Raw genomic sequence first — 14,140 nt, forward strand, 5'->3', positions numbered from 1 at the left:
AAAGTTATCGCTTAATAGCGTCTTTAGTTAACACATAAAAAAGGAAGCTTCGGCTTCCTTTTTTGTTTTTATTGCATTTTGATTCTAACCATGTAAAATCCACCGCCTTGAACAGAACCACTAAATTGAAGAGTTTTTGTTCGCAGGGGTTGATCTATGAAATTAGATCTGTATAATTGCCCTTCGCTGTCCTAGACAGCGTAATATAATGTTTAATCATTTGGATTATTCATTTTCATAATTGACTCCGATTGGGAGTCTACGGTTAAATCATCTCGCTCTGCTTTTCCATTGGGAAGAAGCTAGAGGGTGATTTTTTATGTGTGCATTTTAGGAGCTCTGGTCAATGCAGAACCAAAGAATCCGTATCCGCTTGAAAGGATTTGATCATCGTTTGATCGATCAATCAACAGCGGAAATCGTTGAAACTGCTAAGCGTACAGGCGCACAGGTTCGTGGTCCAATTCCACTTCCTACGCGTAAAGAACGTTATACCATTTTGACTTCTCCGCACGTCAACAAAGACGCACGTGATCAGTACGAAATTCGTACTCACAAGCGCTTAGTTGACATCGTAGAGCCAACTGAAAAGACTGTAGACGCATTAATGCGTTTAGATCTTGCCGCTGGTGTCGACGTTCAGATTAGCTTAGGTTAATTGAGATCCTTAGAAGAGGTTTGAAAGATGGCTATCGGTCTTATTGGTCGTAAAGTGGGTATGACTCGCATCTTCACAGAAGATGGTGCTTCAATCCCTGTAACAGTAATTGAAATTGCTGGTAACCGCGTAACTCAAGTGAAAACTTTAGAAAACGACGGATACCGTGCTCTTCAAGTAACTACTGGTACCAAAAAAGCCAACCGCATCACTAAGCCAGAAGCAGGCCATTTTGCTAAGAGCGGCGTAGAAGCCGGTCGAGGTTTATGGGAATTGCGTTTGGCAGATGGTGAAGGTGAAGGCATTGAAGTTGGTGCTGAACTTAACGTTGATATCTTTGCAGATACAGCGAAAGTTGATGTTACTGGTCAATCTAAAGGTAAGGGCTTCCAAGGCGGTATTAAACGCTGGAACTTCCACGCTCAAGATATGACACATGGTAACTCTTTGGCTCATAGATCTAATGGTTCTATTGGTCAAAACCAGACACCTGGTCGCGTTTTCAAAGGTAAGAAAATGTCTGGCCACATGGGTGCCGAGCAAGTAACTACTCAAAATCTAGACGTTGTACGTGTAGATGCAGAGCGTAACTTGTTATTGGTAAAAGGTGCTGTTCCTGGCGCTACCAATGGTGACTTGATTATCAAGCCAGCCGTTAAAGCATAGGTCTGAGGAGATAGTAATGGAATTGGTATTGAAAGACGCGCAAAGCGCTCTTGAAGTTTCCGAAACTACCTTCGGCCGTGACTTTAACGAGGCATTGGTCCATCAGGTAGTTGTAGCTTACGCTGCAAACGCGCGTCAGGGCACTCGTGCTCAACAGACTCGTGCGGAAGTAACTGGCTCAGGCAAAAAGCCTTGGCGTCAGAAAGGCACAGGCCGAGCTCGTGCCGGTAGTGTTAAAGGCCCGATCTGGCGTGGCGGTGGCGTAACATTCGCTGCTAAAACACAAGATCACAGCCAAAAAGTTAACAAAAAGATGTACCGTGGTGCTCTAAAAAGCATTCTTTCTGAATTGGTACGTCAAGAGCGTTTAGTCGTTGTTGAATCTTTTAGTGTTGAAGCTCCTAAAACTAAAGAGCTGAAAGCTAAGTTAAAAGAAATGCAACTAGAAGACGTTCTAATTGTTACTGCAGATGTTGATGAGAATTTATTCTTAGCAGCACGCAACTTATACAAGGTTGACGTACGTGACGTAGCGGGTCTAGACCCAGTTAGTCTAATCGCGTTCAACACTGTTCTTGTTACTGCTGATGCAGTGAAGCAAATCGAGGAGATGCTAGCATGATCACCGAAGAACGTTTGCTAAAAGTTATCTTAGCGCCACATGTATCTGAAAAGAGCACTGTATTAGCTGAGAAAAACAACACTGTAGTTTTCCGCGTAGCAATCGATGCGACTAAAGCAGAGATTAAAGCTGCTGTAGCGAAACTTTTCGAAGTTGAAGTTGATAGTGTTCGCACTTTGGTAAACAAAGGCAAAACTAAACGTACCGGTGGCCGTGTAGGTCGTCGTAGCGATTGGAAAAAAGCCTATGTAACTTTAGCTGCTGGTGCTGACATCGATTTCGTCGGTGGCGCTGAGTAAGCAAAGGAGAATTATCATGGCAGTTATTAAGTGTAAGCCAACCTCTCCAGGTCGTCGCCACGTTGTTAAAGTGGTGAACAGCGACTTGCATAAAGGGAAACCTTTTGCAGGCCTGTTGGCTAAGAAATCTAAAAGTGGTGGCCGTAACAATACGGGTCGCATCACTGTTCGTCACGTTGGTGGTGGACACAAGCAGCATTATCGTATTATTGATTTCAAACGCAATAAAGACGGTATCCCTGCGAAAATTGAACGTCTGGAATATGATCCAAACCGTACAGCTAACATTGCGTTAGTATTGTACGCAGACGGTGAGCGTCGCTACATTCTTGCCGCTAAAGGCATGAAAGCTGGTGATGCAATCCAATCTGGTGTGGATGCAGACATCAAAACCGGTAACGCAATGCCGCTTCGCAACATCCCAGTGGGTAGTGTTGTGCACGCAGTAGAAATGAAACCTGGTAAAGGTGCTCAAATCGCGCGTTCAGCTGGTGCTTATGTTCAAGTTGTTGCTCGTGATAACCAATATGCAACTTTACGTCTTCGCTCTGGCGAAATGCGCAAAGTGCCTGTTGATTGTCGTGCAACATTCGGTGAAGTTGGAAATGCCGAGCACATGCTACGCCAGTTAGGTAAAGCAGGTGCTAAACGCTGGAGAGGCGTACGCCCTACAGTGCGTGGTGTTGCAATGAACCCGGTAGACCATCCACACGGTGGTGGTGAAGGCCGTACTTCTGGTGGTCGTCATCCAGTAAGTCCATGGGGTGTGCCAACTAAGGGTTATAAAACTCGTAGTAATAAGCTCACCGACAAGTACATTGTACGTCGTCGTAACAAATAGTAAGAGGATTCGCCCATGCCACGTTCTCTCAAGAAAGGTCCTTTCATTGACCTGCACTTGCTGAAGAAGGTAGAGAAAGCGATGGAAGCGGGAGATAAAAAACCAATTAAGACTTGGTCTCGCCGCTCAATGATCATCCCAAATATGATTGGGTTGACCATCGCTGTCCATAATGGTCGTCAGCACGTACCTGTGTTCGTAACTGACGAAATGATCGGTCATAAGCTTGGTGAATTTTCACCAACTCGCACTTATCGCGGCCATGCTGCAGATAAGAAAGCGAAGAAGCGTTAATACGGGAGACATAAGATGGAAGTTTTAGCTAAACATCGTTACGCCCGTACGTCTGCGCAGAAGGCCCGTCTAGTTGCTGATCAAATTCGCGGGTTGCCTGTATCTAAGGCGCTTGAGATTTTGACCTTCAGCCCTAAGAAAGCCGCCGTACTGGTTAAGAAAGTACTAGACTCAGCTATCGCAAACGCCGAACACAACGAAGGTGCAGATATCGATGAGCTTAAAGTTGGCCAAGTCTTTGTTGACGAAGCACCAACTATGAAGCGCATCATGCCTCGTGCCAAAGGCCGCGCTGATCGTATCATGAAGCGTACCAGCCACATTACTGTGGTTGTATCAGATCGCTAGGAGAAGAGAGCAATGGGACAGAAAGTACATCCTAATGGTATCCGTCTGGGTATCACGAAGCCTTGGATCTCTACTTGGTACGCCGATAAGTCAGATTATGCGAATAATCTGAACAGCGACTGGGAAGTTCGTCAATATCTTACAGAGAAATTGAAGGCTGCATCAGTATCTAAAATCGTTATCGAGCGTCCTGCGAAGAGCATCCGCGTTACTATTCACACTGCCCGTCCAGGCGTTGTGATTGGTAAGAAAGGTGAAGACGTTGAAGTATTACGTGCACATGTATCTAAAATTACAGGCACTACTGCTCAAATCAACATCGCTGAGATCCGTAAGCCTGAGTTAGACGCAAAGTTAGTTGCTGACAGTATTGCGCAGCAACTAGAACGTCGTGTTATGTTCCGTCGCGCTATGAAGCGTGCAGTTCAAAACGCAATGCGCATTGGTGCTCAAGGTATCAAAGTTGAAGTGAGCGGCCGTCTAGGCGGAGCTGAAATCGCACGTTCTGAGTGGTATCGTGAAGGTCGTGTACCTTTGCATACTCTACGTGCTGATATCGACTATTCTACAGCTGAAAGTCACACCCAATACGGTGTGATTGGCGTTAAAGTTTGGATCTTCAAAGGCGAAGTTCTAGACGGTAACGTTGTCGCGTTAGAAGAGCCGAAGCAGCAGTCTAAGCGCAAGCCTCGTGCTAAATAGGAGAAACTTTAATGCTGCAACCTAAACGTATGAAGTTTCGCAAGATGTTCAAAGGCCGTAACCGCGGTCTAGCGAACGGTACTGAAGTTAGCTTTGGTACTTTCGGTTTGAAAGCTGTCGGCCGTGGTCGTTTAACAGCTCGTCAAATCGAATCTGCACGTCGTGCCATGACACGTCACATTAAACGTCAAGGACAAATTTGGATTCGAGTTTTCCCTGACAAGCCAATTACCTCTAAGCCTCTTGAAGTGCGTATGGGTAAAGGTAAGGGTAACGTTGAATACTGGGTATGTCAGATTCAACCTGGTAAGGTTCTTTATGAGATGAATGGTGTATCTGAAGAGTTAGCGCGTGAAGCGTTTGCTTTAGCTTCTGCCAAGCTTCCTATTAAGACTACCTTCGTAACTAAGACGGTGATGTAATGAAAGCGAGCGAACTAAGAGAAAAGAGCGTTGAAGAACTTAACGCTGAATTACTTGGTCTGCTGCGTGAGCAGTTTAACCTGCGTATGCAACACGCTACTGGTCAGTTGACTCAAACGAATCAATTGAAATTAGTGCGTCGTAACATTGCACGTGTTAAGACCATTATTACTTCTAAGGCAGGTGCGTAATGTCTGATAAAATCCGTACTTTGCAAGGTCGAGTTCTTAGCAACAAAATGGACAAGTCTATTACTGTTGCTATTGCACGCCAAGTGAAACATCCTATTTATGGGAAGTACATTAAGCGTACAACTAAGATCCATGCACATGACGAAACCAATCAGTGTAATGAAGGTGACGTAGTGACTATTAGTCAGTGTCGTCCTCTTTCTAAGACTAAGTCTTGGACACTTGTTGAAGTAGTAACAAAAGCCTAGTAATCATTAGGTTATAGTAAACGGCTCCAATGCTTGGGGCCGTTTGTTTTTTTATACTATGCAACCCAATATTTTGGTGTTATACTTGCGCCCCATTTTTGAACAAATTGCATTCAATGCTAATGAGTAATTAGCAAGGTATGAATTGTTCAAGAAGTGGACAAATATGATCCCAATTTCGGGGTTTTGTAGTAACGATAGCGGAGCACTTAAAATGATCCAAATGCAATCGACTCTAGACGTCGCGTGTAACAGTGGCGCTCGTAGAGTTCAGTGTATTAAGGTCTTGGGTGGCTCTCATCGTCGTTATGCCGGTATCGGCGACGTCATCAAGGTTTCTGTTAAAGAAGCTATTCCTCGCGCTAAAGCGAAGAAAGGTGATGTATATAACGCGGTGGTAGTCCGTACTAAGAAAGGCGTACGTCGTCCAGATGGTTCTGTCATTCGCTTCGATCGGAATGCAGCAGTTTTGCTTAACGCAAACCTTGCACCGATTGGTACTCGTATTTTTGGACCAGTGACACGTGAATTGCGCAACGAGCAGTTTATGAAAATCGTCTCTCTGGCACCAGAAGTACTGTAAGGAGCTTCAAAATGGCAGCTAAAATCCGTCGTGAAGACGAAGTAATTGTATTAGCAGGTAAAGACAAGGGTAAACGAGCAAAAGTTTCTCAAGTCCTACCTACTGGTAAGTTGATTGTTGAAGGCATCAATCTTGTTAAAAAACACCAAAAGCCAAACCCACAATTGGGCGTAACTGGTGGTGTAATCGAGAAAGAAGCAGCGATACAAGCATCAAACGTAGCGATCTTTAACCAAGCCACAGGCAAGGCAGATCGTGTTGGTTTCCGATTCGAAGACGGCAAAAAAGTCCGTTTCTTTAAATCGAATAGTGAACTCATTAAGTAAACGGAGTAAACGATGGCGAAACTGCATGATAAATATCAAGAGACTGTTATTGCAGAACTTTCTAAAAAGTTCGAATATACCAGTGTCATGCAAGTCCCTCGGATTGAAAAAATCACCCTTAACATGGGTGTAGGCGAAGCCGTTGCAGACAAAAAAGTTATGGAGCATGCGCTCCGTGATATGACTGCAATCGCTGGCCAAAAACCAGTTGTAACTGTTGCACGTAAATCAGTTGCTGGTTTTAAAATCCGTGAAGGCTACCCTATTGGCTGTAAAGTTACCCTACGCGGTGAGCGTATGTGGGAATTTTTAGAGCGTTTAGTTGACATTGCAATCCCACGTATTCGTGACTTCCGTGGCCTAAGCGCAAAAGCGTTTGACGGTCGTGGTAACTACGCAATGGGTGTGCGTGAGCAAATCATCTTCCCAGAAATCGATTACGATAAAATCGATAAGATTCGTGGTATGGATATTGTTATCACTACTACTGCGAAGAATGATGAAGAAGGTCGTGCTTTGTTAGACGCATTTAACTTCCCATTCAAGAAATAAGGGTAGCATAATGGCAAAATCATCTATGAAAGCACGTGAAGCAAAGCGTGCACAGCTCGTAGCTAAATATGCTGAAAAGCGTTTAGCACTTAAGGCTATTATCAGCGCACCTGCGACTTCTGACGAAGACCGTTGGGAAGCTGTTCTTAAGTTACAAGCTCTACCTCGTGATTCTAGCGCTGCGCGTCAACGCAACCGTTGTAATCAAACTGGTCGCCCACATGGTTTCTTACGTAAATTCGGCCTTAGCCGTATTAAATTACGTGAAGCTACTATGCGTGGTGAAGTTCCTGGTCTACGTAAGGCCAGCTGGTAAGCACTTGTCACGGAGTAAGCTAATATGAGCATGCAAGATCCTATTGCGGATATGTTAACACGTATTCGTAACGGCCAAGCTGCTAACAAAGTATCAGTAAAGATGCCTTCAGCTAAGTTAAAAGTAGCAATTGCGAAATTACTTAAAGATGAAGGTTACATTACTGACTACGCCGTAGCAGAAGAAGCCAAGCCTGAATTAGAAATCACTTTAAAGTATTTCCAAGGCAAACCAGTCGTTGAGACTATCCAGCGCGTAAGTCGTCCTGGTCTTCGTATTTACAAAGGTAAAAACGAACTTCCAAAGGTGATGGGCGGTCTGGGTGTCGCAATTGTGTCCACTTCTAAAGGCTTGATGACCGATCGTGCTGCCCGCCTAACAGGCATGGGTGGCGAGGTTATCTGCTACGTAGCGTAAGGAGCTAGGTATGTCACGTGTAGCAAAAGCACCAGTGTCTATTCCTGCCGGCGTAGAGGTGACCTTAAACGAACAAACTATCACCGTAAAAGGTACTAAAGGTAGTTTGACTCGAGAAATCAACAAAGCGGTAAGTGTTGTTCTAGACAACGGCGTACTAAGTTTTGGTCCAGTTGAAGGCGTTGCTAACGCTTGGGCTCAAGCTGGTACAGCTCGTGCACTAGTAAACAACATGGTTGTTGGTGTTTCTGAAGGATTTGTTAAAAAATTAAAGTTAATTGGTGTTGGTTACCGTGCGAAAGCAGCTGGTTCAAACCTAGATCTAACTTTAGGTTTCTCACATCCATTGGTTCACAAACTTCCCGCAGGTGTTACTGCAGAGTGTCCTAGCCAAACTGACATCGTCCTTTCGGGCGTTGATAAACAGTTAGTTGGTCAGGTTGCTGCTGAGATTCGTGGCTATCGTCCACCAGAGCCTTATAAAGGCAAAGGTGTTCGTTATGCAGACGAGCAAGTACGCCGTAAAGAGGCTAAGAAGAAGTAGGTAACGCGATATGGATAAGAAAACATCTCGCTTACGTCGCGCTCTGCGTGCTCGTAAGAAGATCCAAGAGCTGGGCGTGAACCGTCTGGTTGTACATCGTACACCGCGTCACATTTATGCTCAGGTGATTAATCCTGAAGCTCAGGTGTTGGCAGTTGCTTCAACCGTTGAAAAAGCGGTTAAAGAACTACTAAAGAGTACCGGTAACGTAGACGCAGCTAAAGCAGTGGGTAAAACTGTTGCAGAGCGTGCGATCGAAAAAGGTGTAACTTCGGTTGCATTCGACCGTTCTGGTTTCAAGTATCACGGTCGCGTAGCAGCATTAGCTGACGCAGCTCGTGAAGCTGGCCTGAAATTCTAAGGGGTTATAAAAATGGCTAAATTAGAAGCTCAGCAGAAAGACGATTTGCAAGAGAAATTGATTGCAGTTAATCGTGTTTCTAAAGTAGTTAAAGGTGGTCGTATCTTTAGCTTCACCGCACTAACAGTGGTAGGTGATGGTAACGGTAAGATTGGCTATGGCTATGGTAAAGCGCGCGAAGTTCCAGCTGCTATTCAAAAAGCAATGGAAAAAGCCCGTCGTAACATGGTTACCGTGGAGTTGAACGCAGGTACACTGCATCACCCAGTTAAAGGTCGCCATACTGGTTCGCGTGTTTACATGCAACCAGCATCGGAAGGTACCGGTATTATTGCCGGTGGCGCAATGCGTGCCGTATTGGAAGTAGCAGGCGTTCATAACGTTCTGTCAAAAGCATACGGTTCTACTAACCCGATCAACATCGTTCGAGCTACTGTCGATGCGTTGGTGCACATGAAGTCACCAGCACAAGTTGCAGCTAAGCGCGGCTTGAATGTTGATGAAATTCGAGGTTAATGCACCATGGCTACTAAAACGTTTAAAGTAACACAGACAAAGAGTGCGATTGGTCGTTTGCCAAAGCACCGTGCCTGTTTATTAGGTTTAGGCCTAAGACGTATTGGCCACACCGTTGAAGTTGAAGATACTCCTTCAGTTCGCGGTATGGTTAATAAAGTTTACTACATGGTTAAGGTGGAGGATTAATAATGCGTTTAAATACTCTATCTCCAGCAGCAGGATCTAAGTCTGCTCCTAAGCGTGTAGGTCGTGGTATTGGTTCTGGTTTAGGTAAAACCGCAGGTCGTGGTCATAAGGGACAAAAGTCTCGTTCTGGCGGCGGTGTGCGTATCGGTTTTGAGGGTGGTCAAATGCCTCTTAAAATTCGTTTACCTAAATTCGGTTTTACCTCGCGAAAAGCTTTGGTCTCAGCTGAAGTTCGTTTACTCGAACTAGCAAAAGTTAACGGTGATGTTATCGACCTTAACGCACTGAAAGATGCGAACGTAATTACTCGCAACATACAGTTTGCGAAAATCGTTCTTTCAGGTACCATTGAACGCCCAGTGACCGTTAAAGGTCTGAAGGTAACCAAAGGTGCACGTGCAGCTATTGAAGCTGCCGGCGGCAAGATCGAGGAATAATACGTCGATGGCAAAACCAGGACTTGATTTAAAAAGCGCGAAAGGCGGTTTATCTGAATTGAAAACCCGTCTCCTGTTCGTGATTGGTGCGATTATCGTCTTTAGAGCCGGTTCGTTTGTACCAATTCCTGGTATTGACGCAGCTGTGTTAGCAGATCTGTTTGCTCAACAAAAAGATACCATCCTTGGCATGTTTAACATGTTCTCGGGTGGTGCTTTAGAGCGTGCCTCTATCTTTGCATTAGGTATCATGCCGTATATTTCGGCATCGATTATCATGCAATTATTGACTGTTGTTCATCCTGCTCTTGCTGAATTGAAAAAAGAAGGCGAGTCAGGAAGAAAGAAAATCAGTCAGTACACTAGATACGGAACGTTAGTGTTGGGTACGCTTCAATCGATTGGTATTGCAACAGGTTTGCCAAGCCTAGTACCTGGCCTTGTGGTCAATGTAGGTTTTGGTTTTTACTTTGTTGCAGTTGTGAGTCTAGTGACAGGAACAATGTTCCTAATGTGGCTAGGTGAGCAAATTACTGAACGTGGTATTGGTAATGGTATCTCGATATTAATTTTCGCAGGTATTGTTGCTGGTTTACCGTCTGCTATCGGCCAAACGGCTGAACAGGCTCGTCAAGGTGATTTGAATGTACTGGTTCTGTTGCTATTAGCAGTAATCGTATTTGCAGTTACTTATTTAGTTGTATTTGTAGAACGTGGTCAACGTCGTATCGTCGTTAACTACGCTAAGCGTCAACAAGGCCGTAAGGTTTTCGCAGCGCAAAGCACACATTTACCTCTTAAAGTGAACATGGCAGGTGTGATTCCGCCAATTTTTGCATCCAGCATTATTTTGTTCCCAGGCACACTGGCTCAGTGGTTTGGTGCAAATGAGTCCATGTCATGGTTAAGCGATTTCGCTTTAGCTGTGTCACCTGGACAACCGCTGTATTCATTATTGTATGCAACAGCTATCGTTTTCTTCTGTTTCTTCTATACTGCGTTGGTGTTTAACCCACGTGAGACAGCTGATAACTTGAAGAAAAGTGGTGCGTTCATTCCTGGGATTCGTCCTGGAGAACAGACTTCGCGTTACATTGATAAAGTAATGACTCGTTTGACCCTTGCGGGTGCGATTTATATTACCTTTATCTGTTTAATTCCGGAGTTCATGTTAATTGCGTGGAAAGTACAGTTCTATTTTGGCGGTACTTCACTACTAATTATTGTAGTCGTAATCATGGACTTCATGGCTCAGGTTCAGACCCATATGATGTCTCATCAGTATGAGTCTGTGATGAAGAAAGCTAACCTAGTAAACAAAGCGAATTTAGATCGCTTTGGTCGCTAATAGCTTTTAACGGAGTGATGAAATGAAAGTTCGAGCTTCCGTGAAGAAGATCTGCCGTAATTGCAAGATCGTCAAGCGTAGTGGCGTTGTACGTGTGATTTGTGTTGAACCAAAACACAAACAGCGTCAAGGCTAAAAAAAGATATTTGCTCAGTTCTAAATAGAACTGAGCAAATAATGTTTGCAAATTTGTTGGCTGTCGAGTATCCTTTCGGGCTTTTCGCAGTCGACCTTTAACATATTAAGGAGTGCATAGTGGCCCGTATCGCTGGCATTAACATTCCTGATCAAAAGCACACAGTCATCGCATTGACTGCAATTTTTGGTATTGGACGTACGCGCGCTAGAGAAATCTGCGCAGCTACTTCAATTGCTGAAGATGCTAAGATCAAGGAATTGAGCGAAGCTCAAATAGATATTCTACGCGAAGAAGTTGCCAAATACTCAGTAGAGGGTGACTTACGTCGTGAGATTTCAATGAACATCAAGCGTCTTATGGATCTTGGTTGTTATCGTGGTCTCCGCCATCGCCGTAGCCTGCCTCTTCGTGGGCAACGTACTAAGACCAATGCGCGTACGCGTAAAGGTCCACGTAAACCAATTAGAAAGTAACGGGAAGGTAAACCAAAATGGCTAAAGTTCCGTCACGTTCTCCGCGTAAGCGCGTACGTAAACAGGTTGCAGATGGTATGGCTCATATCCATGCATCTTTCAACAACACAATTGTCACCATTACAGATCGTCAAGGTAATGCGTTGTCTTGGGCTACCTCTGGCGGTTCAGGTTTTCGTGGTTCACGTAAATCTACACCGTTCGCTGCGCAGGTTGCTGCTGAGCGTGCAGGTATTGCTGCACAAGATTACGGTGTTAAAAACCTTGAAGTTTTCGTAAAGGGTCCAGGTCCAGGTCGTGAGTCAGCCATTCGTGCGCTGAACGCTGTTGGTTATAAAATCACCAACATTACCGATGTGACACCTATCCCTCATAATGGCTGTCGCCCACCTAAAAAGCGTCGTGTATAACACGTCGTATATAGGATAGTTGGAGAAAGATCATGGCAAGATACTTGGGTCCTAAGCTCAAGCTCAGCCGCAGAGAAGGTACAGACCTTTTCCTAAAAAGCGGTGTGAGAGCAATCGATTCGAAGTGTAAGCTTGAAGCTGCACCTGGTCAACATGGCGCACGTAAGCCACGTTTATCAGAGTACGGTTTACAGCTACGCGAGAAACAAAAAGTTCGTCGTATGTACGGTGTGCTAGAAAAGCAATTCCGTAACTACTACAAAGAAGCTGCACGTCTAAAAGGCAACACTGGTGAAAACCTACTTGCTCTTTTAGAAACCCGTTTAGATAACGTTGTTTATCGTATGGGTTTTGGTGCGACTCGTGCTGAATCACGTCAATTAGTAAGCCACAAATCAATCGTGGTTAACGGTCGTGTTGTTAACATTCCGTCATTCAAAGTGTCTGCGAATGATGTTGTAAGCATCCGTGAAAAGTCACGTACTCAAGCTCGTATTAAAGCGGCTTTAGAAGTGGCTGGTCAACGTGAGAAGCCTACATGGGTTGAAGTCGACAGCGCGAAAATGGAAGGTGCTTTCAAGCGTCTACCAGAACGTAGCGATTTGTCTGCGGAAATTAACGAACAGCTGATCGTCGAGCTTTACTCTAAGTAAAGCTAACAAACAAGAGAGGACACAATGCAGGGTTCTGTTACAGAATTTCTAAAACCGCGTCTCGTTGACATAGAGCAGGTTAACCCAACTCGTGCCAAGGTTACGCTAGAACCACTAGAACGTGGTTTTGGTCACACATTAGGCAACGCTTTGCGTCGTATCTTATTGTCGTCTATGCCTGGCTGTGCCGTAACTGAAGTCGAAATCGACGGCGTGTTACATGAGTACAGTAGCAAAGAAGGCGTACAAGAAGATATCCTTGAGATATTGCTTAACCTTAAAGGTTTAGCGGTAAACATTGAGGGTAAGGATGAAGCTTTACTTACTTTAAGTAAGTCAGGCACAGGCCCTGTTACAGCAGCAGATATCACACATGATGGTGATGTTACCATTATGAATCCTGATCATGTTATCTGTCATTTGACTGGTAACAATGATATCAGCATGCGTATCCGTGTTGAGCGTGGTCGTGGTTATGTTCCAGCTTCGGCTCGTGCACAAACCGAAGACGATGATCGCCCAATTGGTCGCTTGTTGGTTGATGCTTCATTCTCACCTGTTGCTCGCATTGCATATAATGTTGAAGCAGCACGTGTAGAGCAACGTACTGATTTAGATAAACTCGTTATCGATATGACCACTAATGGTACTATTGATCCTGAGGAAGCAATTCGTCGTTCTGCAACAATTTTAGCTGAACAGCTAGATGCGTTCGTAGACCTTCGTGATGTGACTGAACAGACTGTTGTAGAAGAGAAACCGGAGTTTGATCCGATTCTGTTGCGTCCTGTCGACGATTTAGAGCTAACTGTACGTTCAGCCAACTGTTTGAAGGCTGAAGCGATTCATTACATCGGAGATCTAGTACAACGCACTGAAGTTGAGTTGCTCAAGACTCCTAATTTAGGTAAGAAGTCTCTTACTGAAATTAAGGATGTATTAGCGTCTCGCGGATTGTCTTTAGGTATGCGTCTAGAAAACTGGCCTCCAGCTAGTTTAGCAGACGACCTATAAGTCCCAGTTTAGTTAGTACAGATTAAAGATTATAAGGATTAGGTCATGCGCCATCGTAAGAGTGGTCGTCAACTAAACCGCAACAGCAGTCATCGTCAAGCTATGTTCCGTAACATGGCATGCTCACTAGTTAGTCATGAGTTAATCAAGACTACAGTAGCTAAAGCGAAAGAACTGCGCCGCGTAGTTGAGCCTCTAATAACACTTGCTAAAGTTGACAGCGTTGCAAATCGCCGTTTAGCTTTTGCTCGTACCCGCGACGCTGAAGTTGTAGGTAAGTTATTTACTGAATTGGGTCCACGCTTCCAGGAACGTCCTGGTGGTTACACTCGTATTCTTAAGTGTGGTCTACGTACCGGTGATAAAGCCCCAATGGCTTACATCGAGTTAGTAGGTCGCCCTGAAGCTGCTGAAGCTGTTGAAGTAGAAGCTGCAGAGTAATTTATTACTCATTTAAAAAAACCGAGCCTAGCTCGGTTTTTTTATGTCTATTTTTCGTGAAATTTTAACTTAAATCATCTTTACTAATTAATTTCTCTTAGTATTTTACTCTGGCTTACCTGGCTTACCT

At 44.5% G+C, this 14,140-nt stretch carries 28 protein-coding genes; all 28 read left to right on the plus strand.

Features of this window, described 5'->3' with window-relative positions; genetic code table 11:
- Nucleotides 1–346 precede the first annotated feature (346 nt).
- Nucleotides 347–658, plus strand: coding sequence for a 30S ribosomal protein S10 (rpsJ, locus tag AB4140_RS18855; RefSeq protein WP_055026509.1), 312 nt, complete (start codon nt 347–349; stop codon nt 656–658).
- A gap of 27 nt (nt 659–685) precedes the next feature.
- Nucleotides 686–1,324, plus strand: coding sequence for a 50S ribosomal protein L3 (gene rplC / locus AB4140_RS18860; RefSeq protein WP_076543232.1), 639 nt, complete (start codon nt 686–688; stop codon nt 1,322–1,324).
- Between the two features lie 16 nt (nt 1,325–1,340).
- Complete coding sequence (gene rplD / locus AB4140_RS18865) at nt 1,341–1,946, plus strand: 50S ribosomal protein L4 (protein WP_076543231.1); 606 nt, start codon at nt 1,341–1,343, stop codon at nt 1,944–1,946.
- Nucleotides 1,943–2,245 carry a 50S ribosomal protein L23 gene (gene rplW, locus AB4140_RS18870; protein ID WP_076543230.1) on the plus strand — a complete coding sequence of 101 codons (303 nt, stop codon included), beginning with the start codon at nt 1,943–1,945 and terminating at the stop codon, nt 2,243–2,245. The genes rplD and rplW overlap by 4 nt, the downstream gene beginning before the upstream one ends.
- Before the next feature lie 16 nt (nt 2,246–2,261).
- Nucleotides 2,262–3,086, plus strand: coding sequence for a 50S ribosomal protein L2 (rplB, locus tag AB4140_RS18875; RefSeq protein ID WP_102440086.1), 825 nt, complete (start codon nt 2,262–2,264; stop codon nt 3,084–3,086).
- 15 nt (nt 3,087–3,101) lie between these two features.
- Nucleotides 3,102–3,380 (plus strand): 30S ribosomal protein S19, encoded by a 279-nt coding sequence (gene rpsS / locus AB4140_RS18880; RefSeq protein WP_006083596.1) that lies wholly within the window; start codon nt 3,102–3,104, stop codon nt 3,378–3,380.
- A 15-nt stretch (nt 3,381–3,395) separates the two neighbouring features.
- Entirely contained in the window at nt 3,396–3,728 is a 333-nt protein-coding gene (rplV, locus tag AB4140_RS18885) for a 50S ribosomal protein L22 (protein WP_102440087.1), read from the plus strand.
- A 12-nt stretch (nt 3,729–3,740) separates the two neighbouring features.
- On the plus strand, nt 3,741–4,430 hold the full coding sequence (gene rpsC, locus AB4140_RS18890; protein WP_102440088.1) for a 30S ribosomal protein S3: 690 nt from the start codon (nt 3,741–3,743) through the stop codon (nt 4,428–4,430).
- An 11-nt stretch (nt 4,431–4,441) separates the two neighbouring features.
- On the plus strand, nt 4,442–4,852 hold the full coding sequence (rplP, locus tag AB4140_RS18895) for a 50S ribosomal protein L16 (protein WP_055026502.1): 411 nt from the start codon (nt 4,442–4,444) through the stop codon (nt 4,850–4,852).
- On the plus strand, nt 4,852–5,043 hold the full coding sequence (gene rpmC, locus AB4140_RS18900) for a 50S ribosomal protein L29 (RefSeq protein ID WP_006083592.1): 192 nt from the start codon (nt 4,852–4,854) through the stop codon (nt 5,041–5,043). Before rplP ends, rpmC begins: the two co-directional genes overlap by 1 nt.
- Entirely contained in the window at nt 5,043–5,291 is a 249-nt protein-coding gene (gene rpsQ / locus AB4140_RS18905; RefSeq protein ID WP_055026501.1) for a 30S ribosomal protein S17, read from the plus strand. Before rpmC ends, rpsQ begins: the two co-directional genes overlap by 1 nt.
- Before the next feature lie 214 nt (nt 5,292–5,505).
- Complete coding sequence (gene rplN / locus AB4140_RS18910) at nt 5,506–5,874, plus strand: 50S ribosomal protein L14 (protein ID WP_076543234.1); 369 nt, start codon at nt 5,506–5,508, stop codon at nt 5,872–5,874.
- Nucleotides 5,875–5,885: 11 nt separating this feature from the next.
- Entirely contained in the window at nt 5,886–6,200 is a 315-nt protein-coding gene (gene rplX / locus AB4140_RS18915; protein ID WP_102440089.1) for a 50S ribosomal protein L24, read from the plus strand.
- Between the two features lie 12 nt (nt 6,201–6,212).
- On the plus strand, nt 6,213–6,752 hold the full coding sequence (gene rplE, locus AB4140_RS18920) for a 50S ribosomal protein L5 (protein WP_076543225.1): 540 nt from the start codon (nt 6,213–6,215) through the stop codon (nt 6,750–6,752).
- A gap of 10 nt (nt 6,753–6,762) precedes the next feature.
- Nucleotides 6,763–7,068, plus strand: coding sequence for a 30S ribosomal protein S14 (gene rpsN, locus AB4140_RS18925; RefSeq protein ID WP_076543224.1), 306 nt, complete (start codon nt 6,763–6,765; stop codon nt 7,066–7,068).
- A gap of 24 nt (nt 7,069–7,092) precedes the next feature.
- A complete protein-coding gene (gene rpsH / locus AB4140_RS18930; RefSeq protein ID WP_076543223.1) occupies nt 7,093–7,485 on the plus strand; it encodes a 30S ribosomal protein S8 in 393 nt (130 codons plus the stop codon).
- Between the two features lie 10 nt (nt 7,486–7,495).
- A complete protein-coding gene (gene rplF, locus AB4140_RS18935; protein ID WP_076543222.1) occupies nt 7,496–8,029 on the plus strand; it encodes a 50S ribosomal protein L6 in 534 nt (177 codons plus the stop codon).
- 10 nt (nt 8,030–8,039) lie between these two features.
- Nucleotides 8,040–8,390: a 50S ribosomal protein L18 gene (gene rplR, locus AB4140_RS18940; protein ID WP_076543221.1), complete on the plus strand. Its 351-nt coding sequence runs from the start codon at nt 8,040–8,042 to the stop codon at nt 8,388–8,390.
- 12 nt (nt 8,391–8,402) lie between these two features.
- Nucleotides 8,403–8,906: a 30S ribosomal protein S5 gene (gene rpsE / locus AB4140_RS18945; protein WP_076543220.1), complete on the plus strand. Its 504-nt coding sequence runs from the start codon at nt 8,403–8,405 to the stop codon at nt 8,904–8,906.
- A 6-nt stretch (nt 8,907–8,912) separates the two neighbouring features.
- Complete coding sequence (gene rpmD / locus AB4140_RS18950; RefSeq protein WP_076543219.1) at nt 8,913–9,095, plus strand: 50S ribosomal protein L30; 183 nt, start codon at nt 8,913–8,915, stop codon at nt 9,093–9,095.
- A 2-nt stretch (nt 9,096–9,097) separates the two neighbouring features.
- Nucleotides 9,098–9,532, plus strand: coding sequence for a 50S ribosomal protein L15 (gene rplO / locus AB4140_RS18955; protein WP_055026491.1), 435 nt, complete (start codon nt 9,098–9,100; stop codon nt 9,530–9,532).
- A gap of 7 nt (nt 9,533–9,539) precedes the next feature.
- Nucleotides 9,540–10,880, plus strand: a complete 1,341-nt coding sequence (gene secY, locus AB4140_RS18960; protein WP_076543218.1) for a preprotein translocase subunit SecY — start codon at nt 9,540–9,542, stop codon at nt 10,878–10,880.
- A gap of 22 nt (nt 10,881–10,902) precedes the next feature.
- Nucleotides 10,903–11,016, plus strand: coding sequence for a 50S ribosomal protein L36 (gene rpmJ, locus AB4140_RS18965; protein ID WP_006083579.1), 114 nt, complete (start codon nt 10,903–10,905; stop codon nt 11,014–11,016).
- A 119-nt stretch (nt 11,017–11,135) separates the two neighbouring features.
- Nucleotides 11,136–11,492 carry a 30S ribosomal protein S13 gene (gene rpsM, locus AB4140_RS18970; RefSeq protein WP_076543217.1) on the plus strand — a complete coding sequence of 119 codons (357 nt, stop codon included), beginning with the start codon at nt 11,136–11,138 and terminating at the stop codon, nt 11,490–11,492.
- 17 nt (nt 11,493–11,509) lie between these two features.
- Nucleotides 11,510–11,902: a 30S ribosomal protein S11 gene (rpsK, locus tag AB4140_RS18975; protein ID WP_011635661.1), complete on the plus strand. Its 393-nt coding sequence runs from the start codon at nt 11,510–11,512 to the stop codon at nt 11,900–11,902.
- Between the two features lie 32 nt (nt 11,903–11,934).
- Entirely contained in the window at nt 11,935–12,555 is a 621-nt protein-coding gene (rpsD, locus tag AB4140_RS18980) for a 30S ribosomal protein S4 (RefSeq protein ID WP_102440090.1), read from the plus strand.
- 24 nt (nt 12,556–12,579) lie between these two features.
- Nucleotides 12,580–13,569, plus strand: a complete 990-nt coding sequence (locus AB4140_RS18985) for a DNA-directed RNA polymerase subunit alpha (protein ID WP_076543215.1) — start codon at nt 12,580–12,582, stop codon at nt 13,567–13,569.
- 45 nt (nt 13,570–13,614) lie between these two features.
- A complete protein-coding gene (gene rplQ, locus AB4140_RS18990; protein ID WP_076543214.1) occupies nt 13,615–14,010 on the plus strand; it encodes a 50S ribosomal protein L17 in 396 nt (131 codons plus the stop codon).
- The last annotated feature ends 130 nt before the right edge of the window (nt 14,011–14,140 follow it).

This window comes from Shewanella sp. 10N.286.51.B2 (assembly GCF_041469265.1).
Lineage (GTDB): Bacteria > Pseudomonadota > Gammaproteobacteria > Enterobacterales > Shewanellaceae > Shewanella.